Origin of the sequence: Ruegeria atlantica, assembly GCF_013033965.1 — a bacterium.
In the GTDB taxonomy this organism is placed as follows: Bacteria; Pseudomonadota; Alphaproteobacteria; order Rhodobacterales; family Rhodobacteraceae; genus Ruegeria; species Ruegeria atlantica_D.
Genome location: NZ_WQFE01000004.1, coordinates 432,706 through 452,055, shown reverse-complemented (window position 1 = coordinate 452,055; position 19,350 = coordinate 432,706). Strand labels below are relative to the sequence as shown.

Sequence of the window (19,350 nt, the reverse complement as noted above, 5' to 3'; positions counted from 1 at the left end):
GACCGGCGATTCGGCCCATCCTGCATTGGCCCCGGCGCCCGGGACCTATGTGCGGGTCAAGGCAAGTAACTGATTCCAAAGCGCCGGATGGATTTATTCTGCATTGCAGCAAGAAAAATCTTGCAATGCTGCACTGCGGCATCCATATTGCCCTCAAGCTGATGAAAGCCGGGGTGGGCCCGGTTCGGCAAAAGGATTTAAGACAATGGCAAAGACGCAAGACTTCACCGCGACCCTGAAAGACGTTATGGGCGCGTTCCCCGTTGACACCACCGCTCTGGAAGGTGCTTTCAAATCGACCGCGACGCTGAACGAAAAGCTGTCGGGTGTTGCGCTGGAAGCGGCTGAAAAGTCGGCTGAGATTTCGAACAAATGGACCAAGGACACCCTGGCCAAGCTGACCGAGATGTCGAAAGCCAAGGCCGAGCCTGCAGACTACGCCAAAGCGGCAACCGACTTCGCCAGCGCCTCGGCTGAAGTTGCAGCTGAAAACATGGCGGCCTTCGCTGAGATCGCGAAGAAAGTTCAGTCCGAAACCGTTGAGCTGCTGATGGCGGCCGGCAAAGACGCAGCCGAAGACGCAACCGCGGCTGTCAAAAAAGCCACCAACGACGTGACCGCAGCTGCCAAAAAAGCTGCCGCCAAGTAAGCAAACGCCGCGAGGCGCACCAACTCCTCCCAAAAGGTGCTATCGCGCAGGGCAGGTCCTAAGACCTGCCCTTTCTTTTTGTGCTGCGCTCGCATAATCTCTGCTGCAATGCATCATCCTTGGGGAGGGTAAACGGTGTCGGAACAAGAAAAACCACTGTTGATCAAGCGTTACGCCAGCCGTCGGCTGTACAACACTGAGACCAGTGACTACGTCACGCTCGAAGACATTGCGTCGTTTATTCGGGACGGACGGGAAGTGCAGATTATCGACCTCAAGTCAGGTGATGATCTGACACGGCAATATCTACTGCAGATCATTGCTGAACACGAAAGCCGCGGTGAAAACGTACTGCCGGTGAACGTACTTAACGATCTTGTGCGCAGCTACATGTTGCCGGGCGGCGGAATGATGCCGCAATTTCTGCAAAGCTCTTTCGAGATGCTGCGGGAAAACCAGAACAAGATGATGGAAAACATGAACGCGATGAACCCGATGTCCCAGATGCCGGGATTCGATGCATTGCAAGCGCAACAGCAGGCGTTCCTGAAGGCAATGACAGGCGGGCTGTCCGGTGGTTGGTCCGGCCCGGACAAGGACGATGAAGCCAAGTCTGAGCCCAAGGAAGATCTGGACGACATCAAAAAACAACTGGCGGATTTGCAGCAAAAGCTGTCAAAACTGAACTGACGCGACCAAAGATGCGGTGGTTGATCCTGAGTATGGCGCTACTTTGGATGCAACCCGCGTTGGCGCAGGGCGTCTTCTCGGATCAGTGGTCCCGGATTTGCACGCTGGGGACTCGGACCCAAGTCGGCTGTGATTCAATTCGCGCGCGAGAGGTTCTTGCAGCTGATCAGCCGCCATGGCGTGCGATAGGGCGTGTCAATTTCGCCAGTCGGGATCAGCGGTCACACTGCACCGGAGTTCTGGTTTCGGACGATCTTGTCCTGACTGCAGCCCATTGCCTGTACAATTCTGCGCGACAACGATGGATTCCCCCATCAAGCATCCGCTTTGCTGCCGGTTACCAGCGCGGAGAGGCTGCAGCGGTTTCGGACGTGAAAGCATATCGGCTCCATCCTAAACAAGGCATTGAAGGCCGGTTTGATGACACGGCCGACTTGGATTGGGCCGTTCTGGAACTCAACACGCCGATTGGCGAACAGGTCGGCATTCTGCCACTGGCGAAAGTGGGCGCAGCAGATACATTTGTTGCGGGGTATCCGGGTATCCGGCCCCATGTGCTGAGCAGAACAATGGTTTGCCAGCCGCGCCGCCATTCGAGTGGGGTCCTGTTGGCGGCGTGCCCTGTCATGATGGGGGATTCTGGTGCGCCTCTCTTGGCTGAGACGGAAACTGGCTTGCAGGTTGTCGGAGCATTGTCCCGCGTGGCTGCAACCCCCGAGGGGATAACAGCGCTTTTCTTGCCGGTCGATTTGTTTGACCTTGGGCCTTAGTCGTCAGGTTCCATAGACTGGAACCGGGCCAGTAACTTCACCCACAGAGGCCAGCAGGATATCTGAAATCACATCCAGCTCTTCGCGGGTCAGGCGGACTGGCAGCCGGACGTCGCAGGCCTTCATAAGCATGGCGCGGGTTTGTGGCAGCTCGAATTTCTCCGGCAGGAATTGCCAGTTCCAGAACGCGCGGGCGTTGTCCTGGCTCAAACCAAAGACCTGTACTTTGACGCCCCGCGCCTCGGCTGCCGTGGCAAAGGCGCGGATATCGTCGTCGCCCATGCCCACAAGGTTGAACTGAATGGAATCCGGTGCCCGGCGTTCGGGCGCAAGCGGGGCGGGCACATCGATAAGGGGCGATGTATTCAACCGGTCGGCGACATAGTCGTGGTTGGACAGGCCATCACGCACACGACGCGCAAGTTCCGGGATTTGTGGCCGGATCACTGCAGCGCTGAGGTTGCTCATCCGCAAGTTATACAGCGGCAATTGGTTCTGCCAGCGGGCAAAGGCCTGCTCCAACTCGGGCGAGTTGTCGCCTTGCGGTCCTTTGTGCTTCTTCCAGTTATGTTCGTATGCGCCCGACATGATCACGGCCTGCGCCACCAGATCGGCGTCGTCGGTAATCAGAATGCCGCCTTCGCCGGCGTTGATCATCTTGTAGGACTGGAACGAGAAACAGCCGATCTTTCCGATGGTCCCGATGTTGCGCCCGTGCCAGGTTGTACCCAGAGAGTGCGCAGCGTCCTCGATCACAGGGATATCGCGGGCGTCACACAGCGCCATGATGGCGTCCATATCCGAAGTGTGGCCGCGCATATGGCTGATGATCACGGCCTGAACACCGTCCAGTTTGGCCTCGAAATCGGCCATGTCGATGCGATAGTTCTCACCCACTTCGCACAGGACCGGAATGCAGTCTGCGTGCACGACCGAAGACGGAACGGCGGCGAAGGTGAAGCCGGGGATCAATACCCGCGCGTCCCGCGGCAGACCAAGTGCCTTGAGCGACAGGAACAGGGCAGCCGAGCAAGAGGATACTGCCAGCGCGTATTTACTGCCCAGCAGCTTGGCAAATTCGGCCTCAAGCAATGCAACAGGCGCGTCCTGCGGCGCGGTATAGCGAAACAGGTCTCCCGACTGCATCAAGGCGTCGATGGCTTCTCGGGCTGCTGGGGGGATGGGTTCGGCGGCATGAACGTTTGGTGGAAGCGTCATATTTGATTTTCCCAAATTCTATCTTTGGGAAAGTTAAAGCTAAAGCGATGGCGAGAAAACCCCCCAATTGCGGGCTGGGCAAAATTTCACCAAACTGTCGCACTCCTCAGAACGCCGGCCACAGGAAAGTCCGGATTTTGCCCTTGCAGCTTTGAGGAAAGTGCGGTGCCAATGGCCCAACTCTTGAGTTGTAATAAAGGTGGATCGACGCTTTGCTTATCTTTCGCGCCGCATGCGCATTTGCGCTGTCCTCATTCGCGCCTGCCGCTCAGGCTGATCACACTTTGTCTGACGGCACCGAAGTCGCCCCGCTTGAGATGTTTCAGGAGTGCGACGTCTGCCCGGAAATGATCGTCCTGCCATTGGGGGAGTTCATGATGGGTGGCCCTCCCGGCGAATCCAAACAGAACGTCAAGTTCGACGAGGCGGGCAACTGGATACCCGTCACGCCCGACAACCCTTATATCGCCTTTCATGAGGCGCCGGTGCACAAGGTTACGGTTGATCTGCCTGTTGCCATGGGCCGCAATGAGATAACCCATGACCAGTGGATGGCCTGTGTGCAAGATGGCGGCTGCGGCGGGTACGAGCCGCAGGACTTTATTCGGCTTCCTAAGTCGAAGCGCGCAAAGGTCAGAGGCAACCACCCTGTCATCACGGTCTCTTATCTGGATGCGGTTGCTTATACCAATTGGCTGAACAGCAAGGTCGGGATGGATGTCTACCGCCTGCCGACCGAGGCAGAGTGGGAATACGCCGCCCGCGCCGGAACGCAGACACCCTTTGCGCAGGGCGAAGAAGTCACCACGGATCAGGTGAACTTTCTGGGTAGCGCGACCGAGATCATGCTGGGCGAAGAGCGGCCTGATCTTGTTTCGCGTGGCACACCTGTGCCTGTAGATCAATTGGATGCCGCAAATGCTTGGGGGCTGCGCCACATGTCAGGCAATGTGGTGGAGCTCACGATGTCCTGCTGGACCGACACGTATGCGGGGTGGGAAACATCCAGCCGCTATCTGGAAATGGCCGTCACAACGCCATGCGAAAAAATAATGAGCAGAGGTGGAGCGTATCCCTTTGCAATGGACGCTTCTCGTCTTGCCAATCGCGGCCGCGGTTTTCGAGATACCCGGTCAACTGTGGCGGGATTCCGTGTTTTGAGAGAGCTCAAGCAAGCGCCTTAGCTTCACACTCCCAACCTATCCCGCAGCGCGAACCATGTCATCGCCAGCACCAGCAGCGGGCTGCGCAGGGCAGGGCCTCCGGGAAATGGAAGGGCAGGAACGCGGGCCATGGTGTCGAACCCTTCGGCCTGTCCCTGAATGGCCGATGCCATCAGTTGACCCGCATGCGTGGCCGTGCCGACCCCATGCCCGGAATAACCAGAGGCGGACAGGATATTGGGCGCGATCCGTGCCAGATACGGCATCCGGCGCATCGTGATCGCAAGTGTTCCGCCCCAGGCATAGTCGATCTTAACATCGCGCAAATGCGGGAAAATCTCGGTCATTGGCTTGCGTACTTTGGCTGCAATGTCGCCAGGGAAGCGGTAGCCGTAGCTTTCGCCACCGCCAAACAGCAACCGCCCATCGGCGCTGAGGCGGAAATAGTTCACGACGAATTTTGTGTCGGCCACGGCGACGTCGCGTGTCAGAACACGGGCGGTATCCGCCCCCAACGGTTCGGTCGCTGCGATGAAATTGTTGATTGGCATGACCTTGGTCGCGACCTTGCGGTTCAGATTACCAAGATAACCATTGCAAGCCAGGATGACATGGTCGGCCGTTACCGCGCCCTGCGCGGTCTGCACCACTGCCGGGACGGTTTCTTCGATACGCTCAACCTCGGTGCCTTCAAAGATACGGACGCCGGCTTTTGCTGCAGCCTGGGCCAGACCCAATGCAAAATTCAATGGGTGCAAATGCGCCGCGCCCATATCAAGATATCCGCCGCGATAGGCAGGTGAGGGGCACAGCGCATGACCTCCGCCCTCGTCCAGAAGCTCTATTTGGTCATAGCCATAGCGATCCGACAGATGCGCCGCGTGATCATGAAGCTCTTGCTGCTCACCTTGGGTGAGGCCCAGAACGGCCACGCCGGGTTTCAGGTCGCAGTCGATCTGGTGTTTCGCGATCAAAGACTTGACCAGCTCCTTGGCGTTTTCGGCCAGATCCCACAGTTTGGCGGCATCGTTATCTCCGACCAGACGCTCAAGGTCTTCCTGATCCATCCGCTGCGCACTGCCCAATTGCCCGCCATTGCGGCCGGATGCTCCAAAGCCCATGCGATGTGCTTCGAGCAGGACGACGTCGAACCCGGCCTCGGCCAGATGCATTGCGGCGGACAGGCCGGTATAGCCGCCTCCTACAACGCAAACATCAGCCTTCACATCGCCGGCCAGCGCCGGGGACCGGTCCGCCGGATTAGCCGTCGCAGCGTACCAGCTGGCCGGATACTCGGCTTTGCGGTCATTGGAATAAAGCAGATTCATCGCGTGCCTCAGACATTCATCAGCAGATGCTCGCGCTCCCATGGAGAGATGACCTGCAGGAATTCTTCGTACTCGGCGCGCTTGACGATGCCATAGACGCGGGCAAAGTCAGGGCCCAGAACCTCGTGCAGGGCGGTGGCCTCATCAAACAAGTCCAGCGCGTTGCCCATAACTTGGGGGATGTCACCTTCGCCTTCATAAGCATCGCCGTAGAACTGGCGACGAGGGCGTTCTTGCCGGGTCAGGCCCAAATAGCCACAAGCCAGGGACAGCGCGATGCCCAGATACGGGTTGCAATCCATCCCGGCAATCCGGTTTTCCACGCGGCGCGCCTCGGGGCCGGACAGAGGTACGCGAATGCCGGTGGTGCGATTGTCCCGCGCCCATTCCAAATTGATCGGCGCAGCGTGGTCTTTTACGTAGCGCCGGTAGGAATTCACGTAAGGTGCCATCACGGCCAGACCAGCGGGCAAGTGGTTCTGCAACCCGGCAATGAAGTTATAGAACGCGTCCGTTTCACCGCCCTGTGGCCCCGAGAAGATGTTCTGACCTGTTTCCATGTCGATGATCGAGTGGTGGATGTGCATGGCCGAGCCCGGCTCATCCTCGATCGGTTTTGCCATGAAGGTAGCAAAGCAGTTGTGGCGCAGCGCGGCCTCGCGGATCAGGCGTTTGAAGTAGAACACTTCGTCAGCCAGCTTGACCGGGTCGCCGTGGCGCAGATTGATCTCTAACTGACCCGCGCCGCCTTCTTGTGTGATGCCGTCGATTTCGAACCCCTGATGTTCGGCGAAATCATAGATGTCGTCGATCACCGGCCCGAACTCGTCCACCGCCGTCATCGAATAGGCCTGCCGCGCGGCCGCGGGGCGGCCCGAGCGACCCATCATCGGCTTGATCCCATGCGCCGGGTCGACATTGGGGGCGACCAGAAAGAACTCCATCTCTGGCGCGACGATCGGATCCCAGCCTTTGTCGTGATACAACTGCACCACGCGTTTCAACACGTTGCGCGGGCTGAAGGGGATCGGCTCACCATCCCGGTCATAGGCGTCGTGAATGACTTGCAGCGTCCAGTCGCCAGTCCATGGTGCGGCGGAGGCGGTCGAAAAATCAGGCTTCAGGATCATGTCCCGCTCGATGAACCCGTCTTCGCCCGCAGCTTCACCCCAATCGCCAGTGATGGTTTGATAGAAGATACTATCGGGTAGGTGGAAGTAAGATTGCCGCGCGAATTTGCTGGCAGGCACGGCCTTGCCGCGCGCAATGCCGGGCAGGTCCGAGATGATACATTCGACCTCATCCAGCCGATGGCCGGTGATGTAGGTTCTTGCTGCCTCTGGCAGCTGGTCTGTCCAGTCGGCCATCAGGCCCTCTCTTTCTTCAGAAATTCTGCCATGTGCCGTCCGATAGTTGGGTTGTCGTCGGGGCCGGGCAGGCGGTTTGCGGCCGCTTCCATCAGCGTGTCGGGAACCAAGCCCTTGCCACGCGTTTCCATCAGACCCTGAATGAAAGCATCGCCGTATTCCGGGTGCGCCTGCACGGTCCAGATATTGTCGCCATAGCTTATCATCGCGTTGCGGCAAAAATCGTTGGTGCCGGTCACACGCGCGCCTTCGGGCAATTCAACCACCTGATCCTGGTGCCAGGCATTCAGGGTGACGTTTTGACCTTCAAAGTCGTAATCGGTGCGCCCGACGGACCAACCGCCGTTGAACTTTTCGACTTTACCGCCGAGCGCCTGGGCAATGATCTGGTGGCCAAAGCAGACGCCGATCAAGGGACGACCGGATCGCTGAATGGCGCGGATCAGGCTTTCAAGCGGCGGTATCCACGGATGATCTTCGTAGGCACCATGGCGCGAGCCGGTGATGATCCAGCCATCCGCCTGAAGCTCGTCCTGGGGGAATTGGCCGTCCACAACGGCGAAGGTCTCAAAGGTAAAACCGTTGCCGTCCAGGAGCGCGGCGAACATTGCGTCATATTCGCTGAATTCGTCCTGCAGTTCGTCAGGTGGATGGCCGGTCAGTAGGATGCCGATTTTCATGGGTCACCAAATTTGATCAAATTTATTCTAGCCCAGCGGATGCGGGCGGGCAAGGGGGCTCATACGGCTTCGACATAACTCAGCCAGTGGTTTTCGGATGGCCGCTCGGCGAACCGCCTGATTTCCTGTCGCTTGGTCATGGCGAAATAGCGGATCAGGTCGGCGGGAAAGATGCGCGCCACGCTGGGGTCTGTTTCAAATGCCGTGATGGCCTGGGGCCAATCGGCAGCCAATTGCGGTAGTCCGTCAATCTCGTAGGCGTTTCCGGATATTGGAGCGGGCGGTTCCGACTGATCTTCGATGCCGTTCATAGCCGCCCCCAGAACGGCGGCCAGCATCAGATAGGGGTTGATGTCGCCACCGGCGACGCGGTGTTCGATCCGCCGTGCGGCCGGAGCGCCACCGGGAATACGCAGAGCAGCGGTGCGGTTTTCATACGCCCAGCTTGCGCCGGTCGGGGCGTGCGCGCCGGGAACCAGGCGGGTGTAAGAGTTCCCGTGCGGCGCAAAGACAAGCGTGCAACCGGGCATCGCGGTCAGGCATCCTGCCACGGCCCAGCGCAGCAGGTCGGTGCCTTCGGGGCCGCCATTATCGAAAACGTTGCGGCCATGTTGATCCACGACCGAGAAATGGACATGCATCCCGTTGCCAGCATCATCCGCATAGGGTTTGGCCATAAAGGTCGCCGTGAACCCATGCTTGCGGGCAAGGCCGCGGGTCAAGGTCTTGAAAAGCCACGTATCGTCCGCGCATCGCATCGCATCTTGGTGGTTCAGGTTTATTTCGAACTGACCAATGCCACTTTCCGAGATGGCGGTTTGCGCGGGAATTCCCATCGCCGCGCACCCATCATAAAGATCTGTAAAGAACGCATCGAAGGCATCCATTTCCGCCATCGAAAGGACTGCCTCATCCTCCGACCGGCGCTGGGTCAAAGGGTTGATCGGTGGCTGCGGATGCGCACCCGAGGCGTCGAGCAAGGTGAACTCCAGCTCTGTCGCCGCAATGACCGACCAGCCGCGCTGAACATAACGATCAAGGACTGCCGCCAGTGCGTGCCGCGGGTCGCCAGCAAAAGGGACCCCTTCGTCGTCATACAGGCACATGGGGACAAGGGCGGTTTCCGTGGCCAGCCAGGGCACCGGCACCGGGCCGCGTTGGGTTGGAAGCAAAACGCCATCTGCGTCACCGGATTCGAACACCAGCGGGCTGCCGTCGATATCTGCGCCCCACAGGTCGACATTCAGCGCTGAAAACGGCATGCGCAGAGTGCCTTTGTCCATTTTGTCGGCATAGGCGGGCGGCACACGCTTGCCGCGCATCTGACCATTCAGGTCACATGCAGCAACGCGAAAACTGTGCAGGGCGCTCAGGTCCATCGGCGACTCCATTACTCTGGCTACCCGAGGTGTAATAGAGGCGCGACCCGTTGTCACGAAATTTGATCAAATTCTCTTCGGCTAAGAAAAACCCCGCGCGCGTCCAATGGGACAGGCGCGGGATTGGCAGTCAAATAAAGCTGACGCCGTTTTCCGACATCGGCAGAGAGGTGACTTTCACGCCGGATAGCACGCGGATCGCATTGGCAAGCGCCGGGGCCGAGGGCGGTGTGCCGGGCTCTCCAACGCCGGTGGGGGCTTCTGCGGAAGGCACGATATGAACGTCAATATCAGCGATATCTCCGATGCGCAGCGGTTCATAATCTGGAAAATTGTACTGATCCACTGCACCTTGGGTCAGCGTGATCTGATCGCGCATAACGTGGCCGATGCCATATCCGATACCGCCCTCCATCTGCGCGCGCACCACATCGGGGTTCACGGCAATCCCGCAATCCACGGCGCATGTGACCTTCTCGATTTTGATGCCGTTTTCCGGATCCCCGGACACCTCAACTACCTGTGCCGCATAAGACCCAAAGGACTTGTGCACCGCGATACCTTGTGCGCGGCCAGCAGGAACATTACCCCAACCGGCTTTTTCAACAGCCAGCTTCAGAACCTCTGCCTTGCGTTGCTGATCCGCATTGCTGGTGTTTGCCAGATGGGACAGACGGAACTCTACCGGGTCACGACCTGCGGCCTCGGCAACGGTATCCATCATCGTCTCCATAACATACCCGGTGTGCGTGTGCCCCACCGAGCGCCACCATAGAACCGTTGTTGCCTTGGGGGTGTCGGTCAGGCCCAAAGCCATTCCGGGAATATCGTAAGGGCTGTCGGCAATGCCCTCGACTGAGCTATGGTCGACACCGTCATGTACCGCAACAGCCTCGAACGGTGTGCCCTTGATCACCGACTGCCCGGCGACCTGATGCTGCCAGCCGACGATTTTGCCATCGGCGTCCAGACCAACGCGCACCTTGTGGCCAAAGGCGGGGCGGTAGTAGCCGCTGCGGATATCATCCTCTCGCGTCCACACCAGCTTGACTGGGCGCGAGCGGTCGGTGACCACAAATGCCAGCGCAGCCTCAACCTGATAATCCGCATCTGGTGTCGCCCGTCGTCCAAAGGATCCACCGGCCAGCATTGTCTTGATGTGAATCTTTTCGGGCGGCAGTTGGAAGATCTGCTGGTAGGCCATGTGCGGGCCGGTTGGCGCTTGCGCACCATCGTGCAGGACAATGTCGCCCTCGGCGGTTTGTTCGATGGTGCAGTTCAATGGCTCCATCGGCGCATGTGCCAGCAGAGGAAAGTAGAAAGTCTTTTCAATGACCTTGTCTGCGCCATCGATGGCCGCCGATACTGCCGCGACATCCGCTTTGTTCACGTTGTACTCCGGCTCGGCGTCTAACGCGGCCATGATTTCAGCCTTAATCTGGTCCGAGTCGCGGGTTTCGGCCCCGGACATGTCCCATTCGACCTCAAGCGCGTCGCGTGCCTGAATGGCGGCCCAGGTGTTTTCGGCATAAACCGCGACCCCTGCCTGATTGGGAAGAACAGCAGCACTGATGTATCCTTTGACCTCTTTCGACGCGCTGTCGTCAAAGCCGTTGGCTACACCGCCCTTTGATTCAGGCCGCTTGATCATGGCGACCATCTGGTTCGGTAGATGGACGTCCATCGCGTACATTGCTTGACCATTGCCTTTGATGGCCGAGTCCTTGCGGCGCACCGTTTCATTACCGATCAGACGGAACTCTGACGGGTCTTTCAGACGTGGCTCGGCCGGGGCTTCCAGCTGAGACGCAGCGGCCACGAATTCGGCAATCGGGGCAGACTTATCGCCCGCTTTGACGATACCTTCCTCTATCGTGACGCCCGCTGCGTCGACACCCCAACTTTGCGCCGCGGCATTGATCAGCATTTCGCGCGCGGCAGCACCTGCCTGACGGTATTGCAGCCACGAATTCGCCATTGCGGTCGACCCGCCGGTGCCCTGGAACGGGCCGAACAACAGGTTGTTATAGACCTGCGGGTTGGACGGGGCGAATTCGTATTCGATCTGGTCCATGGTCAGGCCGATTTCCTCTGCGATCAGCGTCGGCAGGCCGGTAGCTGGACCTTGGCCCTTTTCAAAGTGTTTTACGATGGCTGTTACAGTGCCATCTGCATCGATCTTCACGAACGGGTTGAATTGGGCGGTCTCTGACGAAGCAGCCGCCAGCGCCCCATCAGGGCGTGCGCCAACCAGCAGAACGGCACCTGAAGCAGCGGCACCTTTCAGAAATCCACGGCGGGAGGTGTTGATGGTCATGGATCAGGCCTCCAAAATTTCAGATGCGCGTTGAATTCCAGCGCGGATACGTTGATAGGTCGCGCAACGGCAGGCGTTGCCGTGCATGTACTCATCAATCTCTTCGACGCTGGGTTTGGGGTTTTCGGACAGCAATCCAACCGCCGACATCACTTGGCCCGACTGGCAGTATCCGCACTGGACCACATCCAGCTCCACCCAGGCCTGCTGTACGGCAGCCCCGATCTTGTCATCTCCGACGGCCTCGATTGTGGTGATCTCGGCGTCTTCGACATCTTCGATATATGTCTGGCACGAGCGCACGGGCTCGCCGTTCAAGTGCACGGTGCACGCACCACAGGATGCGACGCCGCAGCCGAATTTAGTTCCAGTCAGCTTAAGCTCATCCCGGATCACCCACAGCAGGGGCGTGCCGGGTTCGGCGTCGACCGTGTGGGTTTCGCCGTTCAGTTTCAAAGTCAATGCCATGAGGGGACTCTCCGTGTTGGGCTGGTTACCTGAGTCGGTAAACTGGCGGGTTTACACTAGGCGAGAAAATTGCCCGTGTAAACTGGTGAGTTTACGTAGTGTTTGACCTCAATCTGTCAATGGGTCTATAGCTTTGGATATGAACGAATGCACAACACCGAATGCGTCCAAGCGAGCCCAGATCATTGAGGCGGCCGTGGCTGAATTCCAGGAAAAGGGGTTCGCCGACGCAAGCATGGATCGTATCTCGGCACAGGCGGAGGTGTCCAAGCGCACGCTGTACAAGTACTTCGAAAGTAAGGAAAACCTGTTTCGCTCCATCGTGTTGGAGCTGTCCAACCGGTTCGCAGCCGTTCGGGATATTCGCTATGAAAAAGGGCGCGACATTCGTGCGCAGCTAACTGATCTGGCCTGGGCCGAGGGGCGCATTTTGATGTTGCCCGAGGTGATGGCGATGGCGCGGATGGTGATCAGCGAAACCTTGCGCAACCCTGATCTGGCTGCCGCTGCTCAAGGAAAACTCGACAAGACTGCGATCTTTATCGAAATGCTGAAAGACGCCGCCGACGACGGGCAGCTAAAGATCGAAAACCCCGAACAGGCCGGGCAGGAATTTATCGGCCTGATCAAGTCCAGAGCGTTCTGGCCGATGGTTTTCACTGGCAACGTTCTGAACGAAGCCGAGATGACGGAGACCATAGAAAGCAGCGTCGACATGATCCTCAGTCGCTATGGCGCATAGTATCAGTGCAATACGAAGGCGGGCACTGAAGTGCGCGGAAATTCTGCCCGCCCTACTATAGCGGTTACGGCCTCATGGCCTGTGGTAGAATGAACGGAACCTGATCGCTTGGCAGGGTGCTGATTGGCAGGTCGATGCCATAAACCTGCTGCATGGTCTGGTCGTTCAGAATGGCGGTTGGCGTGCCCGATCCCCAGACGGATCCCTCTGACATGACGTACACATAATCAGCAAACAGGGCCGTCAGGTTCAGGTCATGCATGACAACAACAACGCCGCCGCATTGCGTCGCAAAGCTACGCGCTACGCCCAGAACTGTGAACTGATGCGCAATGTCGAGGCTGGCAACAGGTTCGTCCAACAACAGCCATCTGGATTGATCGTGATAGGTTGCGTCCCAGACCTGTGTCAGGACGCGGGCAAGCTGAACCCGTTGCTGTTCGCCACCCGAGAGGTTCTGATAGGATCGGTCGTCGAACCCGGCAAGGTCGACATGGGCCAGTGCCTTTGATGGCAGGCTGTCATCCCCCGCCGCCAACCCGTTCGCCAGACCCAGCCTGACAATCTCCATCACGGTAAATGGGAAGGCCACGGTCGACGCTTGCGGCAGCACGCCGCGCATTGCGGCCAGTTGCCAAGGCTTCAGTTCAGAAATGTCGCGCCCGTTCAGGGAAACCTTGCCTGAAGATTGAATTTCACCGGATAAGGCTTTGAGTAAAGTTGATTTTCCCGAACCGTTCGGGCCGATAATCGCCGTGACCTTTCCGGGTTCCGCATCAAAGTCCACGCCGTGCAGGATCTCTTTTCGGCCAAGTTTGACACGTATGTTTTCGCCCTTCATCCCTTACATTCCCATTGTTCCGTGACGCCGCAGCAGGATCCACAGGAAGACCGGCGCGCCTAAGATTGCGGTTACGATGCCAATCGGCAGTTCGGCCGGTGCTACGATCATGCGGCTGATCATGTCGGCACACAACAGCAAGCTGGCCCCCAGCAGGGCTGAGTTTATCAGCAGGCGGTGGTGATCTGGTCCGGTTGCCAACCGCAGCAGATGCGGCACGACGATGCCAATAAAGCCAATGCCGCCGGACACCGCAACTGCCGCGCCGGTGGCACCGGCCACCGCCAGAATGGCGATGTTCTTGCTGCGCTGAACCGGGATTCCCATGTGATGCGCAACGGCTTCACCCATCGCCATGCCGTTTAGCGCACGAGCAAGGAACTGCGCAACAAATACCGAAATCAAGATGATCGGAGCGGCCGTTGCCGCTTTGGTCCATGTCGCGCCAGCCAGCGAGCCCATGCCCCAGAATGTCAGGTCGCGCAGCTGTTGGTCATCGGCCATATAGACCAGAACGCCGGACACAGCGCCTGACAATGCTCCCAACGCGATCCCGGCCAACAGCATGGTTGCAACTGACGTCTGCCCACCGCGGGTTGAAACGCGATAGAGCAGCAAGACGGATATCCATCCGCCCAGAAATGCCGCAACAGCGACCAGGCTGTTGCCGACCCAAGCCAGAATAGAGACGGGCAGGTAACCACCCAGAATGATCGCGGAAATCGCTCCAAGACCGGCACCTGCACTGACACCCACAATTCCGGGGTCAGCCAGGGGGTTGCGGAACAAGCCCTGCATGACGACGCCGGAAACGGCCAATGCAGCGCCGACCAGGACCCCCATCGCCAATCGGGGCAGGCGGATATCCCACAGGACGATCCTGTCTAGGTCCGACATTTCGCGCCCGGCAATCAGGTCTGCGAATGCGGCGCGGACAGAGGCGTCGGACGCACCGACCGAGATGCTGCAGATGCTGGTGAAGACCAACAGCGCCAAAAGGGCCAGAGTGACCCGGCGCGCCGTCACCCGACGGTCGCGCGCGGCCACGTTCAGGCCATTGTGATCCATTGCAAGGGTCATAAGCCGTTTATTCTCTGCAACTCTGCCGACAGATCAGCAATCGCCTCGGCTGTTCGGGGGCCAAACCCCAGCAGATAAGCCCCTTGCATGCGGATCAGACGTTTGTTCTGACCTGCGGGCGTCAGTTTGATGGCGGGCATGGCGAACAGGTCTTCATTAGCGGTGATGTGATTGCCTTGCCGATCCATCATCAGGATCACGTCCGGCGCGGTTGTCGCAATCGCCTCGGGTGTCATGGGTTTGAAACCCGATACGGTCCCGGCTGCGTTCACGCCGCCAGCGAGGCGGATGATGCTGTCGGCTTGCGTGTCCGCGCCGCCGACCATGATGCGATTATCCTGTGCTGACAGCACAAACAGGACCCTGGCCGCGCCATCCACTGATGCATCCAGTGCGCTCGAATGTGCACCATCAATCTTGGCTCCGGTCTGAACGGCAAGTTTTTCGGCGGTATCCTCGACGCCCAGTGCAGCACCAACAGCCCGGATCTTTTCCACTACACCATCACGCGAATAGTCTTCGGCGATCGAAACGAAGGGCACACCGGCCTCTCTGAGAACCTCGACAGCCTCTGGTGGGCCGGACCCTTCCAGAGCCACGATCAGGTCGGGTTTGACCGACAAGACCCCTTCGGGGGACAGGGCACGTATGTAACCGACATCGGGCAAGTCCAGCACATCGGCCGGATAGGTCGACGTCCGGTCGCGTCCAACAAGCCGGTCCTGCTGACCCAAGGCATAGACGATCTCGGTCACGGAACTGCCGATGGCGATGATGCGGTTGGGTTCGGCCTCATCCGCCGCGACGGACGGTGATCCGAGCGTCGTCCCAAGCAGCGCGACAACCGGTAAGAGGCTGCGAATTGATCTCATCACGCCACCTCAGCTTCTTTTTTGGACTGCAGGCCTGCCACCAGTTGATCCCAGGCCGGGCGGTGATCTGTCTCGCCGGAACGGCGACCGAATATCTGCAGGATAAGAGCGCCGTCGGCATCGAACGCCTCGACCGAAACAGCGGGACCGCGTTGGGTGGGCTTGGTCACCGCCCAAACCTCGGCGATATGATCCGAACGCAGGTGCAGATTGAAACGCGGATCAAGCACGTTGAACCATGGTCCGATCTGCTTGAGCGTTTCAACCGATCCGCCATGAATTTCGATGCACCCGCGATTTCCGACAAAGACCATGACCTCAAGCCCTTGATCGCGGACCCGTTCGAACATCTGGGAAACTGTCGTTGATTCAAGCGCCCGGACCAGCGGTTCACCGGCGACGCGGTAGGCACCCAATCGGTTCATCTTCAGCTTTGAGGTCAGGCGCAGGAACTGGTGTGTATCCGTCATTTTGGCCCATTCGGATCGCAGAAGCTCAACCTTGTCCGCGTTCACTTTGGCGGCCTGCGTTGGCTTTCGCGGCTCGACACGCAGAATTTGTGACTGGTCATCAGTCTTTAACGTGCTGACAAGTTCACTCCAGTGGTTCAGGTCAGAGCCTTCACGCAGAAAGATTTTGTGCACCGCATCCCCGGCGGCATCGAAAATCTGAATGGATCGCTTTGTCCCTTTGTCCGTGTCACGCTCGATGGCAAAGGCGTGGACCCAATGGCTGGGGAACATGCGCAGGTCGATCTCTTCGGTCAGAACCATCGAAGCATGCGCACCAGAGTGGTAATTGTCGTATTGCCCCACCTTTTCGATGACGCAGGAGGGGTTGCGCGTCAGCGCCATAACCTCACCCAGCCCTTTGAGCATCGGGAAGATGTCATCAAGATTTGCCGACAGCCGCGTTACGTCGATACCAGTATAAGCGGCAACGAGTTGCCCTTCGGTTATTCCCAGTGATTCCGCCAATTCGCGGTCACGTTTTCTGGTGTTTTCAGCATGGGCTGCACGAATCTGATCCGGGGCCAGAAGCACCTGTTCCGTCATGGGTTTTTCCATCTTCGATTGTCATGAGTGTCGGGCTGGCACGGTCACCGATGAGCGCGGCGAACTGCTGGCAAAGGTCGTAAGAGCGACCAGGAATTTATGTTGACTGTTTTAGTCAACTTAATTAACGAGCACAAGTCGCCAAAAAAGGCGATTCCAAAAATCAAAAAAGACTGACCAAGCCAGCACGGAGCAAGCATTTCCGGTCCTCTTAACGTTTCGAAGGGACAGAAATGCGTTCGCGTGTTCAAAAGATGGGGTTGCTGGGTACGGTGTCGTGCCTAAGCATGATTGCGGCTGGTGCTTCGGCACAGGAACAGGATGAAGGCTTCCTGGGTACGTTGGAACTGGGTGAGAGTAAGCGGGAAATCCAGACGGATACTGCCGTGCCGATTACCAATATTGATCAGGTAGAGATCAACGACCGTCAGGCCAACACCGTTGCTGAACTGATCGACACTGTGCCTGGTGTGACGCTGGTCAACGGTTCAACACCGCAGGGCTCGGGGATCAATATTCGTGGGTTTGGAGCCAACGGCACGTTTGGGACCGACCAAAAAGTGTTGATCCTTGTCGATGGGGCGACGACCGGCGCGGAAGAGCTGTATCGGATCGGCAATCAGCTTTTCACTGATCCGCAGCTATACAAAAGCGTTTCGGTCATCCGCGGTACGGTCGGGTCGTTTGAGTATGGCTCGGGTGTGGTCGGGGGCGTCGTTCAGTTGGAAACCAAGGACGCGTCGGACTTCACCGGAGGTGAGCCGGGCTTCCGTTTCCGTCAAACGCTGGAAGGGTATTCCAACGGAAGCGGCTTTGCGTCGTCGTCCATCCTGGCATGGCAGCCAAACCGCCAGACTGAATTCCTGTTCAACTACACCTATCGCGATCAGGACGATCAGAAGGATGGAAACGGGGACACGATTGGTAACAGCGCGTTCACGCTGCCATCTCTATTGGCTAAGGGAAAATACAGCTTTGGCGATGACCTCGAGCACTCGATCACTGCGTCCTACAACCAGTCCACGTCGGAAGAACGAGATGTGCCGTATGACTCGTTCGGCACAACATCGGATTCTTTTGGCAACGTAGACCGCGATATCGAAACGAAAATCGGCATTCTGCGGTATCAGTACCGCCCGGCGGGCAACGACCTGATCGATCTGGACGTAAACCTCAGCTATTCGGAGCAGGAGATTGACAGCTCTTACGTTCCGGGATCCTCAAGCCTGGAAGGGACGCCATTCTTTCCAAGCATTCGCGGGCTGGCCGATGCGACCCACAACTATGAAACAACCAAGCTGACGATCAAGAATACGTCGTACTTCCAGACTGGCATTGCATCGCACGACCTGCGCGCCGGGATCGAGTTCATCAATCGTGAGCGTCTGGACGCACCCTCGGCCCCCGGTGGCACTGATCGCCGTGTCGCACTGTTTGCCGTGGACGATATCCAGATCGGCGATCAGCTGACCATCACCCCTGCGATCCGGTACGAAACTCAGGACATCAAGGGCGACGGTGATGCGCCGGCACCGCGTAATGCAAGTTACGACAACAACGCGTTGATGGGCGGATTGTCCGCACGGTACGAGTTTGCCAGCGGCTTTGCCGTGTTCGGCAGCGGTGCGTACACGGAAAACCTGCCAATCATCGACGATCTGGGCACGCCCGCATACATGACGCAGCCTGAAAAGTCGCGCACATGGGAAGCAGGGTTCTCGTATAACCGCGGCGACGTTTTTGCTGCAGGCGACGTAGTCCGTGCCAAGGTCAATTTCTACAAGACAGATCTGTGGGACATCACGTCTTACGTGTCTGGCCGGCCTTCGCGCCCACTGCAGGAAGTTGAAACGAAAGGCGTCGAAATCGAGGCATCTTATGCCAGCGCGGCTGGGTACTATGTCGACTTCAACGCAAACATCGTCAAAGGGACCGAAACCAGCTCGCTTGGCGTGGACTCACCATGGCGGAACGAGCCGACAGACTCGGCGCGGGTAACAGTCGGCAAACGCTTTGGCGAAACTCTGGACGTCAGCTGGGAGCTGTTCGGGGCAAAATCCGGCACCGACTCTAGCGGAGATCCGGTCGCGGGTTATGGCGTGAACACCTTGCGCGCGACCTATCTGCCGCAGGAAGGCGCGTTTCAGGGTTTCGAAGTTCGCGCAGGCGTCGAGAACATCTTTGACAAGAACTACTTGCCGAACCTTTCGACCCGCAACTCACCGGGCCGGAACTTCAAGCTGACCCTGGCAAAAACCTTCTGATCCATACGAAAGGACCAGTCATGCGAATATCCATAACAAGAAGTGCTCGGGTGGTCCTGCTGACCCTGTTCCCAATTTTGGGGGCAGGGATTGCCGGCGCACAGGAAACACAAAAGCGCGGCGGCGTGTCCATCGAGCTCAGCAGCAGCGAGGCAAAAGGCGAAGGCTGTTTGCTAAGCTTTGTTGCTGAAAACGCCTATGAGATCGATATTGAAGGCGCGGTCTACGAGACTGTTCTTTTCGGTGCCGAAGGCCAGGTGGCCCTTCTGACATTGCTGGACTTTGCCGAATTGCCCTCGGGCAAACCCCGTGTGCGTCAGTTCCAGTTCAATGACATGGCCTGTGATCAAATCAGCCGGGTTCTGATCAACGGCGTGCAGGAATGTGAGACCCAATCCGATATGGCAGATGCCTGCATGTCTGGGCTCACGCTCAAAAGCCGTCTTGAAACCGAAGTGATTGGGTGA

Annotated in this window: 18 protein-coding genes; 7 read left to right on the top strand and 11 right to left on the bottom strand. The window is 58.3% G+C overall.

Features of this window, described 5'->3' with window-relative positions; all coding sequences use genetic code 11:
* The first annotated feature begins 205 nt into the window (after window positions 1-205).
* The 3 genes from GOW16_RS11045 (at window position 206) to GOW16_RS11035 (ending at window position 2,109) form a co-directional block, all read left to right on the top strand.
* Window positions 206-649, top strand: coding sequence for a phasin family protein (locus GOW16_RS11045; protein WP_170414564.1), 444 nt, complete (start codon window positions 206-208; stop codon window positions 647-649).
* Window positions 650-784: 135 nt separating this feature from the next.
* The gene (gene phaR / locus GOW16_RS11040) at window positions 785-1,339 is read left to right on the top strand and encodes a polyhydroxyalkanoate synthesis repressor PhaR (RefSeq protein ID WP_170414626.1); all 555 of its coding nucleotides are present in this window, start codon (window positions 785-787) and stop codon (window positions 1,337-1,339) included.
* An 11-nt stretch (window positions 1,340-1,350) separates the two neighbouring features.
* On the top strand, window positions 1,351-2,109 hold the full coding sequence (locus tag GOW16_RS11035) for a trypsin-like serine peptidase (RefSeq protein WP_170414623.1): 759 nt from the start codon (window positions 1,351-1,353) through the stop codon (window positions 2,107-2,109).
* Between the two features lie 3 nt (window positions 2,110-2,112).
* Here the strand turns inward: GOW16_RS11035 and GOW16_RS11030 are convergent, their stop codons facing one another.
* The gene (locus GOW16_RS11030) at window positions 2,113-3,327 is read right to left on the bottom strand and encodes a DegT/DnrJ/EryC1/StrS family aminotransferase (protein WP_170414621.1); all 1,215 of its coding nucleotides are present in this window, start codon (window positions 3,325-3,327) and stop codon (window positions 2,113-2,115) included.
* A 212-nt stretch (window positions 3,328-3,539) separates the two neighbouring features.
* On the opposite strand from GOW16_RS11030, the gene GOW16_RS11025 reads away from it, so the two are divergent.
* Window positions 3,540-4,511, top strand: a complete 972-nt coding sequence (locus GOW16_RS11025) for a formylglycine-generating enzyme family protein (RefSeq protein ID WP_170414619.1) — start codon at window positions 3,540-3,542, stop codon at window positions 4,509-4,511.
* 2 nt (window positions 4,512-4,513) lie between these two features.
* Here GOW16_RS11025 and GOW16_RS11020 read toward each other — a convergent pair whose 3' ends face one another.
* The 6 genes from GOW16_RS11020 to GOW16_RS10995 form a co-directional block, all read right to left on the bottom strand.
* On the bottom strand, window positions 4,514-5,818 hold the full coding sequence (locus GOW16_RS11020; RefSeq protein ID WP_170414617.1) for an NAD(P)/FAD-dependent oxidoreductase: 1,305 nt from the start codon (window positions 5,816-5,818) through the stop codon (window positions 4,514-4,516).
* A gap of 8 nt (window positions 5,819-5,826) precedes the next feature.
* On the bottom strand, window positions 5,827-7,185 hold the full coding sequence (locus GOW16_RS11015; protein ID WP_170414615.1) for a glutamine synthetase family protein: 1,359 nt from the start codon (window positions 7,183-7,185) through the stop codon (window positions 5,827-5,829).
* Window positions 7,185-7,865: a type 1 glutamine amidotransferase gene (locus tag GOW16_RS11010; RefSeq protein WP_170414613.1), complete on the bottom strand. Its 681-nt coding sequence runs from the start codon at window positions 7,863-7,865 to the stop codon at window positions 7,185-7,187. Before GOW16_RS11010 ends, GOW16_RS11015 begins: the two co-directional genes overlap by 1 nt.
* Window positions 7,866-7,924: 59 nt before the next feature.
* Window positions 7,925-9,244, bottom strand: a complete 1,320-nt coding sequence (locus GOW16_RS11005; protein ID WP_170414611.1) for a glutamine synthetase family protein — start codon at window positions 9,242-9,244, stop codon at window positions 7,925-7,927.
* A 130-nt stretch (window positions 9,245-9,374) separates the two neighbouring features.
* Window positions 9,375-11,561 (bottom strand): xanthine dehydrogenase family protein molybdopterin-binding subunit, encoded by a 2,187-nt coding sequence (locus GOW16_RS11000; protein WP_170414608.1) that lies wholly within the window; start codon window positions 11,559-11,561, stop codon window positions 9,375-9,377.
* 3 nt (window positions 11,562-11,564) lie between these two features.
* A complete protein-coding gene (locus GOW16_RS10995) occupies window positions 11,565-12,029 on the bottom strand; it encodes a (2Fe-2S)-binding protein (protein WP_170414607.1) in 465 nt (154 codons plus the stop codon).
* A 139-nt stretch (window positions 12,030-12,168) separates the two neighbouring features.
* On the opposite strand from GOW16_RS10995, the gene GOW16_RS10990 reads away from it, so the two are divergent.
* Window positions 12,169-12,771, top strand: coding sequence for a TetR/AcrR family transcriptional regulator (locus tag GOW16_RS10990; protein ID WP_170414605.1), 603 nt, complete (start codon window positions 12,169-12,171; stop codon window positions 12,769-12,771).
* 64 nt (window positions 12,772-12,835) lie between these two features.
* On the opposite strand, the gene GOW16_RS10985 is transcribed toward GOW16_RS10990, so the two are convergent.
* Genes GOW16_RS10985 through GOW16_RS10970 form a run of 4 tightly spaced genes read right to left on the bottom strand, consistent with a single transcriptional unit; the run spans window position 12,836 to window position 16,619 of the window.
* Window positions 12,836-13,612: a heme ABC transporter ATP-binding protein gene (locus GOW16_RS10985; protein WP_170414602.1), complete on the bottom strand. Its 777-nt coding sequence runs from the start codon at window positions 13,610-13,612 to the stop codon at window positions 12,836-12,838.
* A 3-nt stretch (window positions 13,613-13,615) separates the two neighbouring features.
* Complete coding sequence (locus GOW16_RS10980; RefSeq protein ID WP_254429735.1) at window positions 13,616-14,692, bottom strand: FecCD family ABC transporter permease; 1,077 nt, start codon at window positions 14,690-14,692, stop codon at window positions 13,616-13,618.
* Window positions 14,689-15,564: a heme/hemin ABC transporter substrate-binding protein gene (locus tag GOW16_RS10975; protein WP_170414599.1), complete on the bottom strand. Its 876-nt coding sequence runs from the start codon at window positions 15,562-15,564 to the stop codon at window positions 14,689-14,691. The genes GOW16_RS10980 and GOW16_RS10975 overlap by 4 nt, the downstream gene beginning before the upstream one ends.
* Window positions 15,564-16,619 (bottom strand): hemin-degrading factor, encoded by a 1,056-nt coding sequence (locus tag GOW16_RS10970; protein WP_170414597.1) that lies wholly within the window; start codon window positions 16,617-16,619, stop codon window positions 15,564-15,566. Before GOW16_RS10970 ends, GOW16_RS10975 begins: the two co-directional genes overlap by 1 nt.
* A gap of 233 nt (window positions 16,620-16,852) precedes the next feature.
* Here GOW16_RS10970 and GOW16_RS10965 point away from each other — a divergent pair, with 233 nt between their 5' ends.
* Window positions 16,853-18,883: a TonB-dependent receptor domain-containing protein gene (locus GOW16_RS10965; protein WP_254429734.1), complete on the top strand. Its 2,031-nt coding sequence runs from the start codon at window positions 16,853-16,855 to the stop codon at window positions 18,881-18,883.
* 20 nt (window positions 18,884-18,903) lie between these two features.
* Window positions 18,904-19,350: a hypothetical protein gene (locus GOW16_RS10960; RefSeq protein WP_170414594.1), complete on the top strand. Its 447-nt coding sequence runs from the start codon at window positions 18,904-18,906 to the stop codon at window positions 19,348-19,350.